Below are 17393 nucleotides of genomic sequence, written 5' to 3'. Positions count from 1 at the left end.
CTGATATCAGGGAGTCAACCAGGAGGTTCGAGATGTTCAAGGACACCAAGGCGTTCAGCGGGTTCTCCGTGGACGACATCGCGACCGCGAAGGAGTTCTACGGGAGCACGTTGGGTCTGACCGTCGGCGAGGAGAACGGGATGCTGCAGCTGCAGATCTCAGGCGGCATCCCGATCCTCGTCTACCCGAAGCAGGATCACGTGCCGGCCGAGTACACCGTCCTCAACTTCCCCGTCGCGGACATCACGTCGACCGCGCGTGAGCTGACGGATCGCGGTGTGACGTTCGAGCGGTACAACGACGACCAGGACGAGCTCGGTGTCTACCGTGGCGTCGGCCCGCTGATCGCCTGGTTCAAGGACCCGGCTGGCAACGTCTTGTCGATCATTCAGGAGTAGGTCGTGTCTGGTGCTCCCGCGCCGTAGCGAGCAGGTGCTCGGTGCGGTGTATCGGCGTGCTGGAGTGAAGGCCTCGATGTGGTTTCATCGTGGCCTTTGCTCCAGTGCGGCGAGGTGCCGTGCCGAGCACCTGCTCGCTACGGCGCGGGAGCACCAGACACGGCCTAAGGAATGGGGTCGTCGTACTGACCTAGGCGGCCCTTGTAGCGCACGCCGTTGAGGTACGGCCAGGCGTACGCCGTACAGCCGTGGAGACCAAGGGTTTGCTGCTGCATGACCGGTGCCGGCCGGCCCGGGCGCGGGCAGAGTTCGTGGCCGTAGCCGAGCCGGTGCCCGGTCTCGTGGTTGATCATGTACTGCCGGTACGTCGTCAGCGGTGCACCGAAGTTCGGTACGCCGTGTACCCAGCGGGCGACGTTGAGGACAACGCGGTCCCCGATCCGGCAACTGGTGTAGCGATCCGGCGCGGCACCGCAGATCGTGTCGCGCGTCTCCGGCGTGACCAGCATCAGCTTGAAGTCCGGCGTCTCGCCCGGCCCGACCTGCCGGAACCGCCATTGACCCTGCGACGCCCAGCCTTGCGGAGCGCCGTACGTCGCCCGCACGAACTGCGCCAGCTCAGTGCGATCGATCCCCTTGATGCCACCCTCGATCGCGACCTGGAACGTCAGCAAGGTCCCGGCCCGCCCGATCACCGCGGGATTCTCAGGCAGAACGGCGTACGACTGTGTCCCGCGCATCGGGTACGTGATCACCGGCTTCGGCGTCGCCGGCACCGGCGTCTCACCAGGTGCGGCTGTTCTGGACAGCTGTGGTACGACGCCTTGCGCGGACGCCTGCGCGCTCTCGGCACCCGGCTTCGACGGGTAGCCGTGGCGGGCGAACGGGCTGGCCGGCAGCTCGTACAGGGCCCCGATCGCGACCACCACAGCGGCGGCCAGCCCGACCGTCCTGACAACACTCCAGCGGCGCATCCCGTGAGCTCCTCACGACACCCCGGCGGGCGTCTTCTCACTCTCCTCTTGCCACTGTGCCCCGAAACCCTTCTCAATCCACAGATGAAGCCAGATCCGCCGGGTGATGCCGTGGTGGGTCAGCGGGTCAGGTGCAGACGCAGAGCCGGGTAGCGGGACTCGATGAAGCCGAGCTCCCGGTAGAGCTCGATGCCCAGATCGGTCGCGTGCAGCTCGACCACACCCACAGGGGTCTCGTCGCGGAACCAGTCCATCAGCGCGCCGACGCACGCCCGCGCGAGGCCGCGGCGCCGGAAGTCCGGCTCGGTGCTGACGTTGTACAGGTGACCACGGTACGTGCTGAGGTCCTTCGGGCCCGGCGGGTGAACGAGTACGTCGCCTGCCGCGCCCGCGACCACGCCGGCTGCCGGGTCGTCCACGACGTACGCCGCGAACGTGTCCGGGGTCGCGAGCCGCTCGGCGAACCAGGCCAGCGCGATCGGCCGCCAGGGAGCGTCCGGTCCGCCGATGTCGGTGCCCATCGCGGCGAGCATCAATCCACGGAGCCGGACCAGTGCCTCCGCGTCGTCCGGCTTCGCCCGTCGTACCTGAATGTCGGTCACCTGGAAGATCATGCCAACTTTTTGCCGCCCGGGTGAATCGAAGGAAGTGGACGCGCACCGGGGACGCGTCCACTTGTCCTGCCGTCGACCGCCGAGTGGAGCCCATGTCCTCGAGCAGCAGAGCCCGCCGTGCCTCTGGCTCCACCCGAGCCCGGAGGGCAAGGCCCCGCCGGCACACCTCGGTCGCCGCTGCCTGTCTCGCGGTCCTCGGCGCGCTCCTGCCGGGGACGGCGTACCTGGTCGCCCGCCGGTTCCGCCTCGGTATCGCCGTGACGATGCTGAGCCTCGCCGGGTACGCCGCAGCGGCGTACGTCGGCCTGAAGCGCCGGGACGACGTGATCGCGTGGGCCCTCGACCCGACCCTGCTGCTGTGGATGGTCGCCGGCCTGACCGCGGTCGCACTCCTGTGGGTCGTCGTGCTGGTCACGTCGTACAAGATGTTGCGCCCGCTGGCCGCGGGGCCTGGTGCGCGGATGTTCGGGTCGCTGGTGATCGGGCTGGTGTGCTTCGGGATGGCGTCCAGTACGGCGATGGGTGCGGAGACCCTGATGGCGCAGCGCAGCCTGGTCCAGAAGGTGTTCGGCGGGGAGGAGTCGAAGAGCCAGACCCGGCCGACGATCACCGCGAAGAAGGATGTCTGGGACCAGTTGCCGCGGCTGAACGTGCTGCTGCTCGGCGCGGACGACGGCGCGGACCGGGACGGCGCGCGGACCGACACCGTCATCGTGGCCAGCATCGACACCAAGACCGGTGACACCGCGCTGATCTCGCTGACGCGGAACTTCATGCGGATGCCGTTCCCGGCCGACTCACCGCTGCACGAGAAGTATCCGACCGGGTTCTGGGATCCGAAGCTGGGCGACACCGAGCAGTCGAACTTCTACCTGGACGCGATGTACCGGATGATCCCGCAGAAGTACCCCGGCATCCTCGGTCCGTCGGACAACGAGGGCGCCGACGTGCTCAAGCTGTCGGTGGGCGAGGCGGTCGGGCTGAAGCTGCACTACTACGTGCAGATCAACGTCATCGGGTTCTCGCAACTCGTGCAGGCGCTCGGTGGGATCAAGGTCAACATCAACTACCCGGTCCCGGTCGGGGGTGACGACGACAAGGACATCCCGCCGAGTCGCTACCTGCAGCCCGGGCCGGACCGGGAGCTGAACGGCTTCGACGCGATGTGGTTCGCCCGCGGCCGCTACCGGGTGCCGGGCGCGGACCTGGCCCGGCAGGCCCGGCAGCGCTGCACGATCAAGGCGATCGTCGAGCGTGCGACCCCGCAGAACGTGCTCGCCAACTACCAGTCGATCGCGAAGGCCGGCGAGCAACTGATCCGGACCGACATCCCGCAGAACCTACTGCCGGAGTTCGTCACCCTCGGCCAGCGGGTGAAGTCGGCGAAGATCACCAACATCGACCTGGACAAGAAGAAGAACTTCCCGAACGGACGCAATCCGAACTACGCGGGGATGCGCGAGATCATCAACCGCGCCCTGAACCCGGCGGCGGCCCCCAAGCCGCACCCGACCACGACGGCACCCACTCGCAAGCCGACGACCACCAAGACCACCCCTGGGGACCTGGCGGACGACTGCGCCTACCATCCGACCAACTGAGGCCGGGGTCAGGCGTAGCGGACGCCGAGACCGCCGTCGACGGCCCAGTTGGCGCCGGTGACGAAGGCGGCGGCTTCGGAGGCGAGGAAGCAGACCACCTCGGCGACGTTCTCCGGCGTACCGATCCGGCCGAGCGGGTGGACGCCGAGCGCTTTCTCGCGTTCGCCCGGGATCGTGTCGAAGAACTCCTCGAGCAGGTCGGTGCCGATGTAGCCCGGGCTGACCGCGTTCACCCGGACGTTGTGCTCGGCAACATCCAGCGCGAGTGACCGGGTCATCCCGACCAGGCCGGACTTGGCCGCGGCGTACGGGAACATCCCCGCGGTGGTCAGCTGCGAGTGGATCGACGCGATGTTGACGACCGACCCGTGCCGGTTCGCGATCATTGCCGGGAGCACCTGTCGCGCCATCAGCCAGGCGCCCTTCAGGTCCACGTCGAACACGCTGTCCCACTCGGCCACCGTCATCTTGGTCGCGTCGGCGTACGCGTTCTTGCCGGCGTTGTTGACCAGCACGGTGACCGGCTGCCCGAGGTCGTTCGTCAGCTTGTCCACCGCATGCCGTACGGAGGCCTCGTCGGTGATATCCCCCACCGCGGCCGCGGCCTTCGCGCCGGACTCCTGCAACTCCGCGGTCGTAGCGGTCAACTGATCCGCCAGTACGTCGACCAGCCCCACGGCCGCGCCTTCGGCAGCCGCCTTCACCGCCACCGCTCGCCCGATCCCCCGAGCAGCCCCCGTCACCAGCACAACTTCGTTCGCCAACCGTCCAGTCAACACAGTCTCCTCACGCTCGCCCGTCCCCCGACCCTAATCCGCCGCGGGCGGACGCGGCGGCTACCTGCGCGTAGTGGACAGCCATGGCCTGGTTCATGGGTTGTCGCAGGAGGACCAGTTGGTGGTAGAGGGGGGCGGTTGCGGTCATGACGACCTGGTGGGGGTCGGTTGACGAGGGAACCTGGCCTCGGGTGATGGCCCGGCGTACGACGGTCTCCGTCCGGGTGTAGCGGTCGGTCCAGAAGTGAGTGAGGGCTTCGGCGGCCTCCGGCGTACGGAAGGAGGCTGCGATCACCGCTTGAGTGACGGACGGACGGGCGGTGAGCGCGGCGAACACCTCGCGGTTGATCGCGATCAGATCGCCCTCGAGCGAGCCTGTGTCGGCAGGCGCCCAGGCATCATCCGCGCCGGCCTGGAGCAGATCGACGAGGAGGCCCGCGACGGTCTTCCACCGGCGATAGACAGTCGTCCGATGTACGCCGGACCGCACCGCGACCGCATCGATCGTCAACCCGTCGTACCCGTGCTCGGCCAACTCGACCTCGACTGCCGCGAGCACGTCCGCCCGCACCCGCGCCGTACGTCCGCCCGGCCTGCTTGCGCGTTCCGCGTCCGCCATGGCATCATCTTAATACGACATTCGTCGCATTAGTGGAGGACGCCAGTGATCTTCTGACCCGCCGTTCGCAGTCCAACGAACCCGCGAGAGAGTCAGGAGATCCGTATGTCCACCCAGCTGTCCCTGCACGACGTCACCAGGTCCTACGACCACCGAGTGGTGCTCGACCAGGTCACCTGCGCGTCCCCACCGGGCCAGGTCAGCGGCCTGATCGGCGAGAACGGCTCCGGCAAGTCGACGATGCTGCGGATCCTGGCCGGCCTCGAGCCGCCCACGGACGGCACGGTCACCGCGGCCGGCAGCATCGGCTACCTGTCGGACCTGTCCGGCGGCGAACTCGCCCGCCCGCACCTGGCCGCAGCACTGGCGTCGGCACCGGAAATCCTCCTGCTGGACGAACCGACGAACCACCTTGACCACGCCCTACGACGTGTTGCTGCTCGACGAACCCACCAATCACCTGTCGCTCGTCCTGGTGGAGGAACTGGAGGCGGCCCTCGACCGGTACGCGGGTGCCCTCGTCGTGGTCAGCCACGACCGCCGGTTCATCTCCCGCTGGCGCGGAGCCGTCCTCGACCTGAAGGAGACCTGCCTTGTCACTCGCTGAGTTCACCGCCGCCGGCCCGAACGAGGGCCCGTACGGCGTCGCCGTCGTCGACGGCGCGGTGTGGACGACGCTGGTCCACGCCGGCGTGGTCGCGCGCCTTTCGCGGTCTGCGGACCGGGCTCCGGGTGATCGGTTCGATCTCGATGCACCTGGTTCGCGGCCGAGTGTGATCGTGCCAGGACCTGACGGCGCCGTCTGGTTCACCCGCAACGGAGACGACCACCTCGGCCGGATCGATGCTGAGGGCAACATTTCGGCGTTCGCGGCGGTCGGGGCGCCGTACGGCCTGTGTGTGGGACCGGACGGCGCCTTGTGGTGCACGCTGATGAATACGGATCAGTTGGCCCGCATCACAGTCGACGGCGATGTCACGACGTACCCGATCGGAACCAGTGGCGGGTTCCCGGCGATGATCACGGCCACCGACGAGCTGTGGTTCACGCTCAATCAAGGCAACGCGATCGGCCGCATGACCACGAGCGGCGTGGTCACGACCTATCCCCTGCCGACCGCGGCCGCCGGACCCGTCGGGATCAGCGCCGGACCCGACGCGGTGTGGTTCGTCGAGATCCTCGCCGACCAGGCCGGGCGGATCGCGGCCGACGGGACGATCGAGGAGTTCCCACTCCCCGAAGGATCCAAGCCCCACGCGGTCGTGGCGACCGACGACGGCGGTTGCTGGATCACCTTGTGGGGTACGCATACCCTGGCCCAACTCGATGCTGACGGCAACCTCATCACTCAGGTCCCGTTAGGCGACGGCTCCGAGCCGCACGGTCTGGCGGTCGACGCCGACGGCTCGGTCTGGGTAGCCCTCGAGACGGGCGCCCTCGCCCATCTTCAGAGGACGCCGGTGTAGGTCAGGGCGAACGTGCCGCACGGGAGGAGGAACAGCGATGCGAGCACGATGATCCCCTTGAACGCCTGCCGCGGACCGATCAGCTTCGGGTACGCCGCAACCAGGACCGGCACCATCACCAACTCCAGCGGGAGCATGCTGCGCGGGATGATCGTTCCGGTCGCGGCCAACACGACCGAGAGCGTTGCGGCGGCGATCCAGGCGACGTACCCGATCAGGTACGTCGTCCGTGCACCGAAGCGAACCGCGATCGTGTGATAGCCGGCGGCCCGGTCGGCATCCAGGTCGGCGAGAGTCGTAGGAAGGTAGAGGCCCACTGCGGCGAGGGTTCCCTGCAGGCCCATCAGCCAGGGGAAGTCGCCGAGGTCGGGGTTGATCGCGGCCCAGCCGGCGAGCGGTCCGAAAGCGCCGAGGGCGAGGGCGTTGACCGCGACGTCGAAGCCGGCGCGAGTCTTCAGCCGGATCGGCGGCACGCTGTAGGCGTACCCGAGGAGCACCGCCAGCAGGACCCCGAGCGCGAACACGATGCCTACATGCAGGCTGACCCCGACGGCCACGACCGCGGCGGCGAACGCAAGACGCTTGGCCGCCCGCAGCGTGATCCGTCCGTCGAGGAGCGGGGACTTCGCCTTGCGCGGGTTGAGGCGATCGCTGGGCAGGTCGTACGCGTCGTTCACAGCCAGCACCGCCAGCCACACCAGCGGCCCGATCACCACCGCACCGACAATCAGCCGAGGCCACTCCTCGAGTGGCGGCACCAGGCGGTGCGTCGCGAGCAGGATGCCCACGTAGTACGGAACCACCGACACTGCCCAGAAGGCCGGCCGCCCCACCGCAATGACATCCCGAACTCTGGGCCCGACCGTCCGAACCGCCACCGACGTGGTCACACCTTCACTGTCCACCCACCCCGGCCCACCACACCTCCACCCGAGGAGTGAACCGCCTCACGCCTACGAGTGACCGTGGCACATCCCACCTGCCTCTCCCGAAATCTGACAGTGCTGTTATGTTTGATACAACAGCACTGTTATATCTGGCTGGAGGAGCGTGTATGTACCCCGAGACGGAGCCGTACGACCAAGGGATGCTCGACGTCGGCGACGGGCACCGCATCTACTGGGAGGTCTGCGGCAACCCGGACGGGAAACCCGCAGTGGTGATCCACGGTGGCCCGGGGTCCGGTGCCGGCGCCTGGTGGCGGCGGTACTTCGACCCGGCGAAGTACAAGGTTGTCCTGATGGACCAGCGGAACTGCGGCCGCAGTACGCCGGACGCCGCCGAGCCTGACGTGGATCTCAGCACCAACACGACCGCCCACCTGATCGCGGACCTCGAGCAGCTCCGCCAACAGCTCGGCATCGAGAAGTGGCTGCTGCTCGGCGCGTCCTGGGGCGCGACCCTCGGTCTCGCGTACGCCGAACAGCAGCCGGAGTCGGTGTCCGAGATCGTGCTGTTCAGCGTCACCAACACGACCCGGCGTGAGGTCGACTGGATCACCCGGGACATGGGCCGCGTCTTCCCCGAGGAATGGGAGAGGTTCCGCGACGTCGTACCCGCGGACCAGCGGGACGGGAACCTGGCCCTCGCCTACAGCCGACTGCTGCACGACCCGGATCCCGCCGTCCGGGAGCAGGCCGCCCGGGCCTGGTGCGACTGGGAGGACACCCACATCGCGACGCACCCGAACTACAAGCCGGACCCACGGTACGACGACCCCGTCATCCGGATGCGGTTGGCCCGGCTCGTCACCCACTACTGGGGGCACGCTGCCTGGCTGGAGGAGGACGTGCTGGTTCGCGAGGCCGGGAAGCTGGCCGGCATTCCCGGGGTCCTGATCCACGGGCGGCTCGACATCAGCAGCCCGCCGGACGTCGCCTGGCGGATGGCGCAGGCCTGGCCGGACGCGGAGCTTCACCTGCTCGAACAGGCCGGCCACGGCGCCGGCGGAGTGGGCATGCGGGAGCTGATCCTGGCGGCGCTGGACCGGTTCGCCGATCAGCGCTAGCACGTGCATGACAGGGCAAAGATTTGATCACTGATCTTTACAACGATTACTCGCCCCGGAACCCTTGGGTGGCATGACTCTGACCCGCCCGGAGCTCGTGACCGACTACACCCTCAGCCGGTCCGACATCGCGCACTTCGCCGAGCACGGCTTCGTCAAGCTGAAGAACGTGCTCAGCCCCGAGACCATCGCGGCGTACGAGCCGGAGATCACCGGCAAGGTGATCGAACTGAACACCCAGGACCTCCCGCTGGGCGAGCGCGACACCTACGGGAAGGCGTTCCTGCAGGTGATGAACCTGTGGCAGGACAGCGAACAGGTGCTGGACTTCGTCTCGTCACCGCGGCTGGCCCGGATCGCGGCGCAACTGCTGGGGGTGCAGTCGGTCCGGCTGTACCACGACCAGGCGCTCTACAAGGAGTCCGGCGGTGGCGTCACGCCCTGGCATGCGGATCAGTACTACTGGCCGTTCGCGACCGACCGGTGCGTGACGGTGTGGGTGCCACTGCAGGAGACGCCGATGGAGATGGGCCCGCTGTCGTTCGCCGCGGGCAGCCACGTCTTCGAGCACGGCCGGGACCTGCCGATCAGCGACGAGTCCGAACAAGTCCTGCAACAAGCGCTGGCCGAGCAGAACTTCGCTGAGGTCTCCGAGCCGTACGAGCTCGGCGAGGTCAGCTACCACCTCGGCTGGACCTTCCATCACGCGCCGCCGAACACCACCGACGTACCGCGGCGGGTGATGACGATCATCTACGTCGACGCCGCCATGGAGATCGCCCCGCCGGTCAACAGTTTCCAGGAGGCCGACCTCGCCACCTGGATGCCCGGCAACGAGCCCGGCGAGCCGATCTCCTCACCCCTGAACCCCGTCCTGTACTGACAGGTCTCCCGGCAGGCGCCCGCACAAAGCGCGTGCGCTCTGTACCTATTGGTATGTACGATCCCGCCATGGACATCGACCGCCCACCGTTCCCCCGCACCGTCGCCTCCGACACCTGGATCACCGGCCCCGCCTGGATCGAGAGCGTCGTAGCACCAGGCCCGGCGCCGTCGACGCAGATCGACAGCGTCACGTTCGCCCCGGGCGCCCGCACCCGCTGGCATCGCCACGACGGCGAGCAGGTGCTGGTCGTGACCGCAGGCATCGGCCTTGTCCAGCGCAAGGGCGGCCCGGTGGAGGCGATCCGGACCGGCGATCGCGTCCGGATCAAGCCCGGCGAGTGGCATTGGCACGGCGCCGGGACGACGTCCTCGATGACCCATCTGGCGATCGAGCACCTCCCGCACGAGGGCGAGTGCGCCGAGTTCGGCGAGATAGTCGGGACGCTGCCCGGCGAGCCGGAGCCGGCAGCCGTGAGCCGAGTCGTCGTTCTCAACCAGGAGTTGCCCGAGGATCTCGCTGTACGGCGGGTCGAGGTCCGCCGGATCACCATCGAGCCGAACGGCCTCGCGGGCGCGCATGTCCACAACGGACCGGTGTTCGGCAGCATCGAGACCGGCTCGGTCAGGTACCAGGTGGCGGACGACGAGGAGCGCGTACTCAGGCCCGATGATGTGTTCTACGAGCCGGCGAGCGAGCGCATCTCCCACTTCGACGCCCTCGAGGACGGCGTGACGTTCCTGGCCTACTTCCCCCTCACCACCGGCCAGGACGCGACCCTCGACATGCTCTAAAGCGTCCGCTTCTGGGGATAGATCGTCTCGCCTCGCGCCAACTGCTCGACGTACAGCGCGATCCGCTTCGCCCTGGTGTCGGCCCGCTTCGCCTCGTTGACCCGGTGGACGACCGCGAAGCGGTTCGCGCTGGTGAGGATCTCGAACATCGCTTGGGCCCGGGGCTCCGCGGCCAGTGCCTCGACCAGATCCGTGGGGATCTCCAGCGCACTCGAGCCGCCGTACGCCTTGTCCCAGCGCCCGTCGGCCTGGGCTCGCTCGACCTCGGCGCGGCCGGCCGGAAGCATCCGGCCTTCGCGTTCCATCCGGGCGACAAGGCCGACGTTCCGCTGCGACCACAGGCTGCGCGACCGCCGCGGCGTGTAGCGCTGGATGAACGTGTGCTGGTCGCGACCCTTGCGCTGACCGTCGATCCAGCCGTGGCACAGCGCCTCCTCGAGCGCCTGGTCGTAGGTGAGGCTCGTCGGCGTGGTCACGTTCTTCTTCGCCAGCACCAGCCAGACGCCGTCGGGCTCACCATGGTGCTCGGCGAGCCAGGCATGCCAGTCGGCCGCGTCCGCGACGATCAGCTCGGCAGTCATGAGGCGGCCGCGGTGTAGCGGGCGGCGAGGTGGCGCGCGGCGTCGATCAGCTCGGCCGGGCCGACGAACTCGAGGTCGCACTCGAACATGCCGAAGGTTGCGGCCAGTCCGGTCCACGACCAACTGCTCAGGGTCAGCCGGCAACTCGACGCCGTGACCTCCTCGACGATCGCCCCACCGCCGGCCCACTGGACGATGTCGGACGCCTTCGCCTGCAGGATCGCCTCGCCTGTGCACGGCAACTGACCCCGGCCCTTGAACTTGCTGGAGATGTACGTCGCGACGTCCGGCGCGGGCAGGTCACGCGGCGTGAACCGCGGACCGGTCGGCGTCTTCGGCGTCATCCGATCCACCCGGAACGTCCGCCAGTCCTTCCGGTCGAGGTCCCAGCCGACCAGGTACCACCGCCCACCCCACGTCACGAGATGATGCGGCTCGACCTTCCGGGGCGGGACGAACGCGTCCGACGCTCTCGGTGAGGCGTAGTCGAAGCGCAGTACCTCGTGCGCCCGGACCGCCATGCCGACCGCGATCAGCTGCTCGGAGTCGACCGCCGTACGACGTCTGCCGGCGTACTTGTCGACCGTCGTGACCTGGAGTGCGTCGACGCGTTGGCGCAACCGGGCGGGCATCACCTGGCGGACCGTGGCGAGCGCGCGCAAAGCGCCCTCCTCGATCCCGGTGACCGTGGTGGTCGCCGTCTGAAGGGCGACCGCGACCGCGATCGCCTGATCGTCGTCGAACAGCAGCGGCGGCAGGTCCGCCCCCGCATCGAGGCGGTAGCCGCCATCCGGTCCCTTGGACGCGCGCACGGGGTAGCCGAGGTCGCGCAAACGGTCGACGTCGCGGCGGACCGTACGCGGGCTGACCTCGAGTCGTTCGGCCAGCAGTGCGCCCGGCCAGTCGCGGCGGGCCTGCAGCAGGGACAGCAGCGAGAGGAGTCGGGCCGAGGTTTCGGACATGACTCCAGATTGCCAGAAGAAGCGGCCACAAGCTGTCCGCTACTGCTGGAAATGTCTGAGGCATCAAGCCAAGACCGAAGGAGACATCGTGATCAGCACCCGACAGCTCACCCGCGACTTCGTGGTGAGCCGTACCGAGACAGTGCACGCGGTCCGCGGCATCAGCCTGGACGTCGAGCCCGGCGAACTGGTCGCCGTCCTCGGCCCGAACGGCGCCGGCAAGACCACCACGCTGCGGATGCTCACCACCCTGATCACCCCGACGTCGGGGACGGCGACGGTCGCCGGGTACGACGTGACCGGGCAGCCCGGCCAGGTACGCCGCCGGATCGGGTACGTCGGCCAGGGCAACGGCGCGGGCCACAACCAACGGGCCGGCGACGAACTGGTCGGCCAAGGCGTCATCTACGGACTCGACCGGCGTGCTGCCAGGCGTCGTACCGGGGAACTGCTGGAAGCGCTCGAGCTGACCGAACTCGCCGGCCGCAAGGTGTCCGAACTGTCCGGAGGTCAGCGCCGCCGGCTCGATGTCGCGATGGGACTCGTTCATGCGCCGAAACTGCTGTTCCTGGACGAGCCGTCGACCGGTCTCGACCCACAGAACCGCGCGAACCTGTGGGACCACATCCTGCGGATGCGCGAGCAGTACTCGATGACGATCGTGCTGACCACGCACTACCTGGACGAGGCCGACTCGATGGCCGAGCGGGTCGTCGTGGTCGACCACGGCGAGGTGATCGCGGACGACACCGCCAATGCACTCAAGGCCGAGCTGGCCGGCGACCGGCTCGCCATCACCGTTGCTCCAAGCAACCTTCCGAAGCTGGCCGAGCTGGCGGAGAAGTTGCCCGGCGCCCGCGAAGTGGTTGCCGTCGGCGACGAGCTCAGTGTGCGGGTCGCGGACGGACCGGCAGCACTGCCCGAACTGATCACAGCAGCCCAGCAGTACGGCGTACCGATCGCGGCGGCGCAGGTGCATCGCCCGACCCTCGATGACGTATTCCTCAACCTCACCGGCCGCAGCCTGCGCGAGACGGATGTTGCGACCAACGGAAAGGCCGCCTGATGACCACCCTCACCCTGTCCACCGTCGACCTTGCCGCGACTCAGGACCAGCCGGCGCGCAGCCTGGTGCGCGATATCCGGATCGTGATGACGCGCGAACTCAAGCCGGTGCTGCGGGATCCGTTCTCCTTGTTGTTCGGGATGATCCAGCCGCTGGTGTTCCTGGTCCTGTTCGGGCCGCTGCTGTCCGGGTCGATGGGCGGTGCGTTCGGCGACGGCGTCTGGCAGTGGTTCGTGCCGTCGATCCTGGTGATGACGACGCTGTTCGGTACGTCGACCACCGGCGCGAACCTGTTGTTCGAGTTCCAGACCGGCGCGCACGAACGGATGCTGGTCACGCCGCTGTCGCGGTCGTCGCTGCTGATCGGCCGGGCGCTGAAGGAGATGGTGCCGCTGTTCGGCCAGGCGGTCATCGTGATCGCGGTGATGACGCCGTTCGCGTTCGACCTGCACCTCGGTGGCGCGGTGGTCGGGATGGCGCTGCTGGCGGTGTTCGGGATCGGGCTGGGCGCGTTCAGCTACGCGCTGGCGATCGCGGTCCGCAAGCAGGACTGGATGTTCTGGGTGGTGCAGCAGACGTTCCTGTTCCCGGTGATGATCCTGTCCGGGATGTTGCTGCCGCTGGAGACCGGGCCAGGGTGGATGAAGGTCGCGGCGAAGTTCGACCCGCTCTCGTACGTCGTCGACGCGGAACGGGCACTGTTCTCCGGCGACGTACTGACCACCGCGGTGCTCTGGGGCTGGGTCGCCGCGATCGTCACCGCCGCCCTCGGGCTGACCGTCGGCATCCGGTCGATGCTTCGCTCGGCCGGCTGACCCAGTTGGGTCACTGGCTCTCCTGAGCCGCTCGCGGGGCCATGATTCACCTACGGTAGCGGGCAGATCACCCACCGCCCACAAGGAGATCTGATGCGGCCGACATCAACGACGACAACGCCACCACATCGCTGACCGCCCAGAACAACTGGGCCGGCCTGATCTTCGGCGGCGGGGCCGTCGGTGGAGGCACCACGGTCCAGCCCAAGGCCGGCACGGGCGAGATCCAGGAACTCACCCACGACGAGTGGACCGCGATGCAGCACTGACCCGGACCGCCAGCACTCATCAACTGACTTCGCGGGTGGTCGCCTGAGCGTGCGACCACCCGCGAAGCATCGGTTGGTGAGTGCTGGCGGTTCACTCCGCCCAGACGCCGGTCGCCGCGGTCTCGCGGGCCCAGTCGGCGAAGTCACGTGGCGGCCGGCCGAGAACCCGCTGGACTCCGTCGGAGACGTACTCCGAGCGGTGGTTGCGGATCACCGCGAACAGGTCGCGGACGGCCTCGGCATCCTCCTGGGGCAGACCGTCCTCGCGGAGCTCTTCGACGTGGACGTCCGGCTCGACGTCGACGTACTCGATCAGGCGGCCGGTGGCGGCCGAAAGCTCGGCGGCGACCTCGGTCATGGTGAGCGGGCGCGGACCTGACACCGCGATCACCTGGCCGGTGTACGACTCGTCGAGCAACGCGGCGGCCATCACGTCTCCGACGTCGTTCGTGTCGATCCAGGCCTCGCCACCAGTGCCCGCGGAAACGCGGATCTCGCTGGCCTGGACGTGGGATCGGAGGAAGTCCTCGCTGAAGCCCTGGGCGAACCAGGCCGGCTGGACGATGGTCCAGTCCGCGCCGCTCGCCTGCACCGCGTGCTCCAGGTCGAGCTGACCGTCGTACACGGCGAAGTCCCGGCCGGGGCTGCCGACGCCGCGGCCGGACAGGAGGACCACACGGCGGAGGCCTTGGGCGGCAGCCTCCTTGATGAACCGGCCGGCCTGCGCGAGTCCGGTCGGCCCGACGGGCGGCGCCAGGTACGCCGTGTCGGCGCCGGCGATCGTTGCCGGCCAAGTGCTGTCGTCGTACCAGTCGAAGCGCTGCTCGCTCGAGCGGGACGCCAGCCGGTACGGGACGCCGCGGGTCTCGAGCTGCTCGACGACGCGGCGGCCGGTCTTGCCTTTACCACCCAGGATGAGAATCGGTGTCGTTGTCATGGCTCTAGTTCAGCCGGATTTGATGAGACGAACCATGGTTGTTCGGCGCAATTTGATGTCCGAGACGCTCACGTGGCGTACCCTGCGGGTATGGACGTGCTCGATGACCTGCTGGCCGGGACCCGCGCCCGGGACGGCGTGTTCAACCTGACGATCCTGGATCCGCCGTGGGCGATAGAGATCCGCGACGAGGCCCCGCTGGCGCTGGCCACCCTGGTTCGGGGGTCGGGCTGGGTCACTCGCCATGGGATCGAGCCGGTGCGGATGGACCAGGGAGATGTCGCGATCTTCACCGGATCATCGCCGTACGTCGTGGGCGACAGCGTCGAGACCGCGCCACAGTTGCGGATCCATCCCGGTGGCCTCTGCGAACCGTTGCCTGGAGCACCGGTCGACTATTCCGCCCGGCTCGGGGTGCGGACGTACGGCAGTCGCGCGTCCGGCGCCGTCATGGTTGCCAGCGGCACCTACCAGTTGGCGGGTGATGTCAGCCGGCGACTCGTGACGGCGCTTCCGCCGGTGCTCGTCGTACCGGCGGCGGAGATCCTGGGTCCGGTGACGGACATGGTGATCGGCGAGATCCAGCGGGACGCGCCTGGGCAGCAGAGTGTGCTGGATCGGTGGCTCGACCTGGCGCTGATCACCACCTTGCGAGCGTGGTTCGCGCGGCCGGAGTCCCAGGCGCCGGGGTGGTATCAGGCGCAGACCGATCCGGTGGCCGGTACGGCGTTGCGGTTGCTGCACGAGGATCCGGCGTACCCGTGGAATGTCACGGAGCTCGCGGATCGGGTCGGGGTGTCGCGGGCGTCGCTCGCGCGCCGGTTCACCGCGCTCGTGGGTGAGGCGCCGATGAGCTACCTGACCGGGTGGAGGATCACGCTGGCGGCCGATCAGCTGCGCGCGACCAAGGACACCGTCGAGACGATCGCGCGACGGGTCGGGTATGCGAACGCGTTCGCTCTGAGCGTCGCCTTCAAACGCGTTCGCGGTACGACGCCAACCGCTCACCGCCGCGCGGCCTGAGTCAGCCGGTCGTTGTTCGCATGAACGCGAGTGCCTGCGGCCACGCCAGCCGGTAGGCGGCGGCGTTGACCTCCTTGTCGTGACGCCCCTTGTCGGAGAAGCCGTGGTCCGCACCGGGGAAGTACTGCGCGAACGTCGCGCCCGTCGGCCGGGCCTGCAAAACAGTCTGCAGTGCTTCGAAGTCGGCATTCGGTACCGCGGTGTCCGCGCTCGGGTAACTCACCAGCACCGGCGCCGCGATCCCAGTAGCCTCGGCGATCGCGTCGTACGTGTGATGCGGCGGTCGCTGCGACGGCACGGTCGGGTGGAAGGCGACGACGTTCGCCAGCCGGTGGTCGCGCGCCGCCAGCAGGAGGGCGAACCGCCCGCCCAGGCAGTAGCCGATCACCCCGACCTTGCTGCACCCGAGCTCGCCGAACATGTAGTCGACCAGCGCGGCCTGCTCGGCGAGCGCCACCTCGTCGTCGAGCTCACGCGCCAACCCGCCGAGCTCCTCCCGCGTCACGTTGTCGGTGCTCCGTCCCTTGAACGGATCCCAGGCCAGCGCGGTGATGCCCTCCGCCGCGAGCTCGTCGGCCCACGCCCGGACCTGCTCACCGATCCCGGTGATCATCGGCAGCATCAACATCCCGGCCCGCCCCACCCGCGCGAGGTAAGCGTCCTGGTCCTCGACCGTCACAGTCACACCCATGCGCGCATCCTAAGGTGCACCGGTCCGGCCATGCTGCTCAGACAGCGCAGTACGGGCGGAAGCGCTTCAGATCGCTGTCCAGCCTGGCGATTCGGTCGAACCCCCACGTGTCGACGCCCGGGCGGTCGACGTCGTTGAGGACCCGGGCGGCCATGTCCCGGAGGCCTCGGGCCAGCAGCGCGTACTCGAGGTGATCGATGTCGAGGTCGTACGCGCCGTACTCGTCGAGGAAGGATTCGAGCTCCGGTAGGTCCCCCGCGATCCACAGGTCGTGTTCCCGGGGACCGATGACGGCCTGCTCCCAGTCGAGGATGGCCGCAACCTGACCGTCGTCGTCCATGATCAGGTTGTGCACACCGAAGTCGAGGTGGCAGATGATCTCGGGCACTGTCTTGGCACGCGCCCGCTCGATCGCGGCGTCCAGCCGGCGTACCGCCGCATCCACCTCGTCCCGCCGATCCACGATCCACGGGTGATCGAGCCGCCGGGCCAGCATCCGGACGTGTCGCTCGTCCATGCTGGCGGGCGGCAGATCAACTCGGACCTCAAGCTCGTGGAGCTGCCTCAGCGCCTGCGCGGTCGTGTGCCAATCGTCCACAGTCCCGACTCGACCGTGGACGTAGGGAAAGACGGCGTACGGCCGGCCCGCGCAGACCGCGTAGAGCTCGCCCGACACCGCCGGAATCGCCTCCGGCACCGGAAGCCCAAGTGCCCGCAGCTCATGCAGCATCCTCAAGCCGGTAGGTACGCCCGGCTTCTTCCACATCTTGACGAACCAGGAGTCGTCCGCCACCCAGCAGTCACTCTCGAACCCACCCGCGTGCGCCCGCAGCCCGGACACCACGACCCCGTAGTCCCTCTCCAGATCCACCACCCGCACCATGCCCCACAGCTTGCAGCCCCCACCCCCATCTGT

At 68.5% G+C, this 17393-nt stretch carries 20 protein-coding genes and 1 pseudogene; 11 read left to right on the top strand and 10 right to left on the bottom strand.

What is annotated here, in order from left to right:
• Window positions 1-32 precede the first annotated feature (32 nt).
• Window positions 33-398: a VOC family protein gene (locus OG817_RS38485; RefSeq protein ID WP_360454188.1), complete on the top strand. Its 366-nt coding sequence runs from the start codon at window positions 33-35 to the stop codon at window positions 396-398.
• A gap of 164 nt (window positions 399-562) precedes the next feature.
• On the opposite strand, the gene OG817_RS38480 is transcribed toward OG817_RS38485, so the two are convergent.
• Together OG817_RS38480 and OG817_RS38475 are read right to left on the bottom strand one after the other, a co-directional pair.
• A complete protein-coding gene (locus tag OG817_RS38480) occupies window positions 563-1372 on the bottom strand; it encodes a DUF3152 domain-containing protein (RefSeq protein WP_406049870.1) in 810 nt (269 codons plus the stop codon).
• 119 nt (window positions 1373-1491) lie between these two features.
• Complete coding sequence (locus OG817_RS38475) at window positions 1492-1974, bottom strand: GNAT family N-acetyltransferase (protein ID WP_406049869.1); 483 nt, start codon at window positions 1972-1974, stop codon at window positions 1492-1494.
• 104 nt (window positions 1975-2078) lie between these two features.
• On the opposite strand from OG817_RS38475, the gene OG817_RS38470 reads away from it, so the two are divergent.
• Window positions 2079-3587 carry an LCP family protein gene (locus tag OG817_RS38470; RefSeq protein WP_406049868.1) on the top strand — a complete coding sequence of 503 codons (1509 nt, stop codon included), beginning with the start codon at window positions 2079-2081 and terminating at the stop codon, window positions 3585-3587.
• Window positions 3588-3595: 8 nt separating this feature from the next.
• On the opposite strand, the gene OG817_RS38465 is transcribed toward OG817_RS38470, so the two are convergent.
• The gene (locus tag OG817_RS38465) at window positions 3596-4366 is read right to left on the bottom strand and encodes a glucose 1-dehydrogenase (RefSeq protein WP_360454200.1); all 771 of its coding nucleotides are present in this window, start codon (window positions 4364-4366) and stop codon (window positions 3596-3598) included.
• Between the two features lie 7 nt (window positions 4367-4373).
• Window positions 4374-4982: a TetR/AcrR family transcriptional regulator gene (locus OG817_RS38460; RefSeq protein WP_406049866.1), complete on the bottom strand. Its 609-nt coding sequence runs from the start codon at window positions 4980-4982 to the stop codon at window positions 4374-4376.
• A gap of 105 nt (window positions 4983-5087) precedes the next feature.
• On the opposite strand from OG817_RS38460, the pseudogene OG817_RS38455 reads away from it, so the two are divergent.
• From OG817_RS38455 to OG817_RS38445, 3 genes and pseudogenes are all read left to right on the top strand, one after another.
• Window positions 5088-5378: pseudogene (locus OG817_RS38455) on the top strand (ABC transporter ATP-binding protein); the annotation flags it as partial.
• Window positions 5379-5394: 16 nt separating this feature from the next.
• The gene (locus OG817_RS38450) at window positions 5395-5589 is read left to right on the top strand and encodes a hypothetical protein (RefSeq protein ID WP_406057667.1); all 195 of its coding nucleotides are present in this window, start codon (window positions 5395-5397) and stop codon (window positions 5587-5589) included.
• A complete protein-coding gene (locus OG817_RS38445) occupies window positions 5576-6448 on the top strand; it encodes a virginiamycin B lyase (protein WP_406049865.1) in 873 nt (290 codons plus the stop codon). Before OG817_RS38450 ends, OG817_RS38445 begins: the two co-directional genes overlap by 14 nt.
• Here the strand turns inward: OG817_RS38445 and OG817_RS38440 are convergent.
• Window positions 6430-7338 carry a UbiA prenyltransferase family protein gene (locus OG817_RS38440; RefSeq protein ID WP_406049863.1) on the bottom strand — a complete coding sequence of 303 codons (909 nt, stop codon included), beginning with the start codon at window positions 7336-7338 and terminating at the stop codon, window positions 6430-6432. The genes OG817_RS38445 and OG817_RS38440 overlap by 19 nt on opposite strands.
• Before the next feature lie 164 nt (window positions 7339-7502).
• Between OG817_RS38440 and pip the strand changes: the two genes are divergently transcribed.
• The 3 genes from pip to OG817_RS38425 all read left to right on the top strand — a co-directional run bounded on the left by pip (window position 7503) and on the right by OG817_RS38425 (window position 10133).
• Complete coding sequence (gene pip / locus OG817_RS38435; RefSeq protein WP_406049861.1) at window positions 7503-8456, top strand: prolyl aminopeptidase; 954 nt, start codon at window positions 7503-7505, stop codon at window positions 8454-8456.
• A gap of 73 nt (window positions 8457-8529) precedes the next feature.
• Complete coding sequence (locus OG817_RS38430; protein WP_406049860.1) at window positions 8530-9339, top strand: phytanoyl-CoA dioxygenase family protein; 810 nt, start codon at window positions 8530-8532, stop codon at window positions 9337-9339.
• A gap of 68 nt (window positions 9340-9407) precedes the next feature.
• Entirely contained in the window at window positions 9408-10133 is a 726-nt protein-coding gene (locus tag OG817_RS38425; protein ID WP_406049858.1) for a cupin domain-containing protein, read from the top strand.
• Here the strand turns inward: OG817_RS38425 and OG817_RS38420 are convergent.
• Together OG817_RS38420 and OG817_RS38415 are read right to left on the bottom strand one after the other, a co-directional pair.
• The gene (locus tag OG817_RS38420) at window positions 10130-10714 is read right to left on the bottom strand and encodes a YdeI family protein (protein ID WP_406049857.1); all 585 of its coding nucleotides are present in this window, start codon (window positions 10712-10714) and stop codon (window positions 10130-10132) included. The two genes, OG817_RS38425 and OG817_RS38420, sit on opposite strands and share 4 nt — an antisense overlap.
• A complete protein-coding gene (locus OG817_RS38415; protein ID WP_406049856.1) occupies window positions 10711-11676 on the bottom strand; it encodes a helix-turn-helix transcriptional regulator in 966 nt (321 codons plus the stop codon). The genes OG817_RS38420 and OG817_RS38415 overlap by 4 nt, the downstream gene beginning before the upstream one ends.
• A gap of 88 nt (window positions 11677-11764) precedes the next feature.
• Here OG817_RS38415 and OG817_RS38410 point away from each other — a divergent pair, with 88 nt between their 5' ends.
• The gene (locus tag OG817_RS38410) at window positions 11765-12742 is read left to right on the top strand and encodes an ATP-binding cassette domain-containing protein (RefSeq protein WP_406049854.1); all 978 of its coding nucleotides are present in this window, start codon (window positions 11765-11767) and stop codon (window positions 12740-12742) included.
• On the top strand, window positions 12742-13557 hold the full coding sequence (locus OG817_RS38405; RefSeq protein WP_396397169.1) for an ABC transporter permease: 816 nt from the start codon (window positions 12742-12744) through the stop codon (window positions 13555-13557). The genes OG817_RS38410 and OG817_RS38405 overlap by 1 nt, the downstream gene beginning before the upstream one ends.
• Before the next feature lie 360 nt (window positions 13558-13917).
• Here OG817_RS38405 and OG817_RS38400 read toward each other — a convergent pair whose 3' ends face one another.
• Window positions 13918-14763 (bottom strand): NAD(P)H-binding protein, encoded by an 846-nt coding sequence (locus tag OG817_RS38400; protein WP_406049852.1) that lies wholly within the window; start codon window positions 14761-14763, stop codon window positions 13918-13920.
• 90 nt (window positions 14764-14853) lie between these two features.
• Between OG817_RS38400 and OG817_RS38395 the strand changes: the two genes are divergently transcribed.
• Window positions 14854-15786 carry an AraC family transcriptional regulator gene (locus tag OG817_RS38395; RefSeq protein ID WP_396394617.1) on the top strand — a complete coding sequence of 311 codons (933 nt, stop codon included), beginning with the start codon at window positions 14854-14856 and terminating at the stop codon, window positions 15784-15786.
• 1 nt (window position 15787) lies between these two features.
• Here the strand turns inward: OG817_RS38395 and OG817_RS38390 are convergent, their stop codons facing one another.
• Together OG817_RS38390 and OG817_RS38385 are read right to left on the bottom strand one after the other, a co-directional pair.
• Entirely contained in the window at window positions 15788-16477 is a 690-nt protein-coding gene (locus tag OG817_RS38390; protein ID WP_406049851.1) for a dienelactone hydrolase family protein, read from the bottom strand.
• 37 nt (window positions 16478-16514) lie between these two features.
• The gene (locus OG817_RS38385) at window positions 16515-17348 is read right to left on the bottom strand and encodes a phosphotransferase enzyme family protein (RefSeq protein ID WP_406049849.1); all 834 of its coding nucleotides are present in this window, start codon (window positions 17346-17348) and stop codon (window positions 16515-16517) included.
• Between the last annotated feature and the right edge of the window lie 45 nt (window positions 17349-17393).

It is taken from the genome of Kribbella sp. NBC_00889, assembly GCF_045207705.1.
Classification (GTDB): domain Bacteria; phylum Actinomycetota; class Actinomycetes; order Propionibacteriales; family Kribbellaceae; genus Kribbella.
This window is presented reverse-complemented; position numbering and strand designations above follow the sequence as displayed.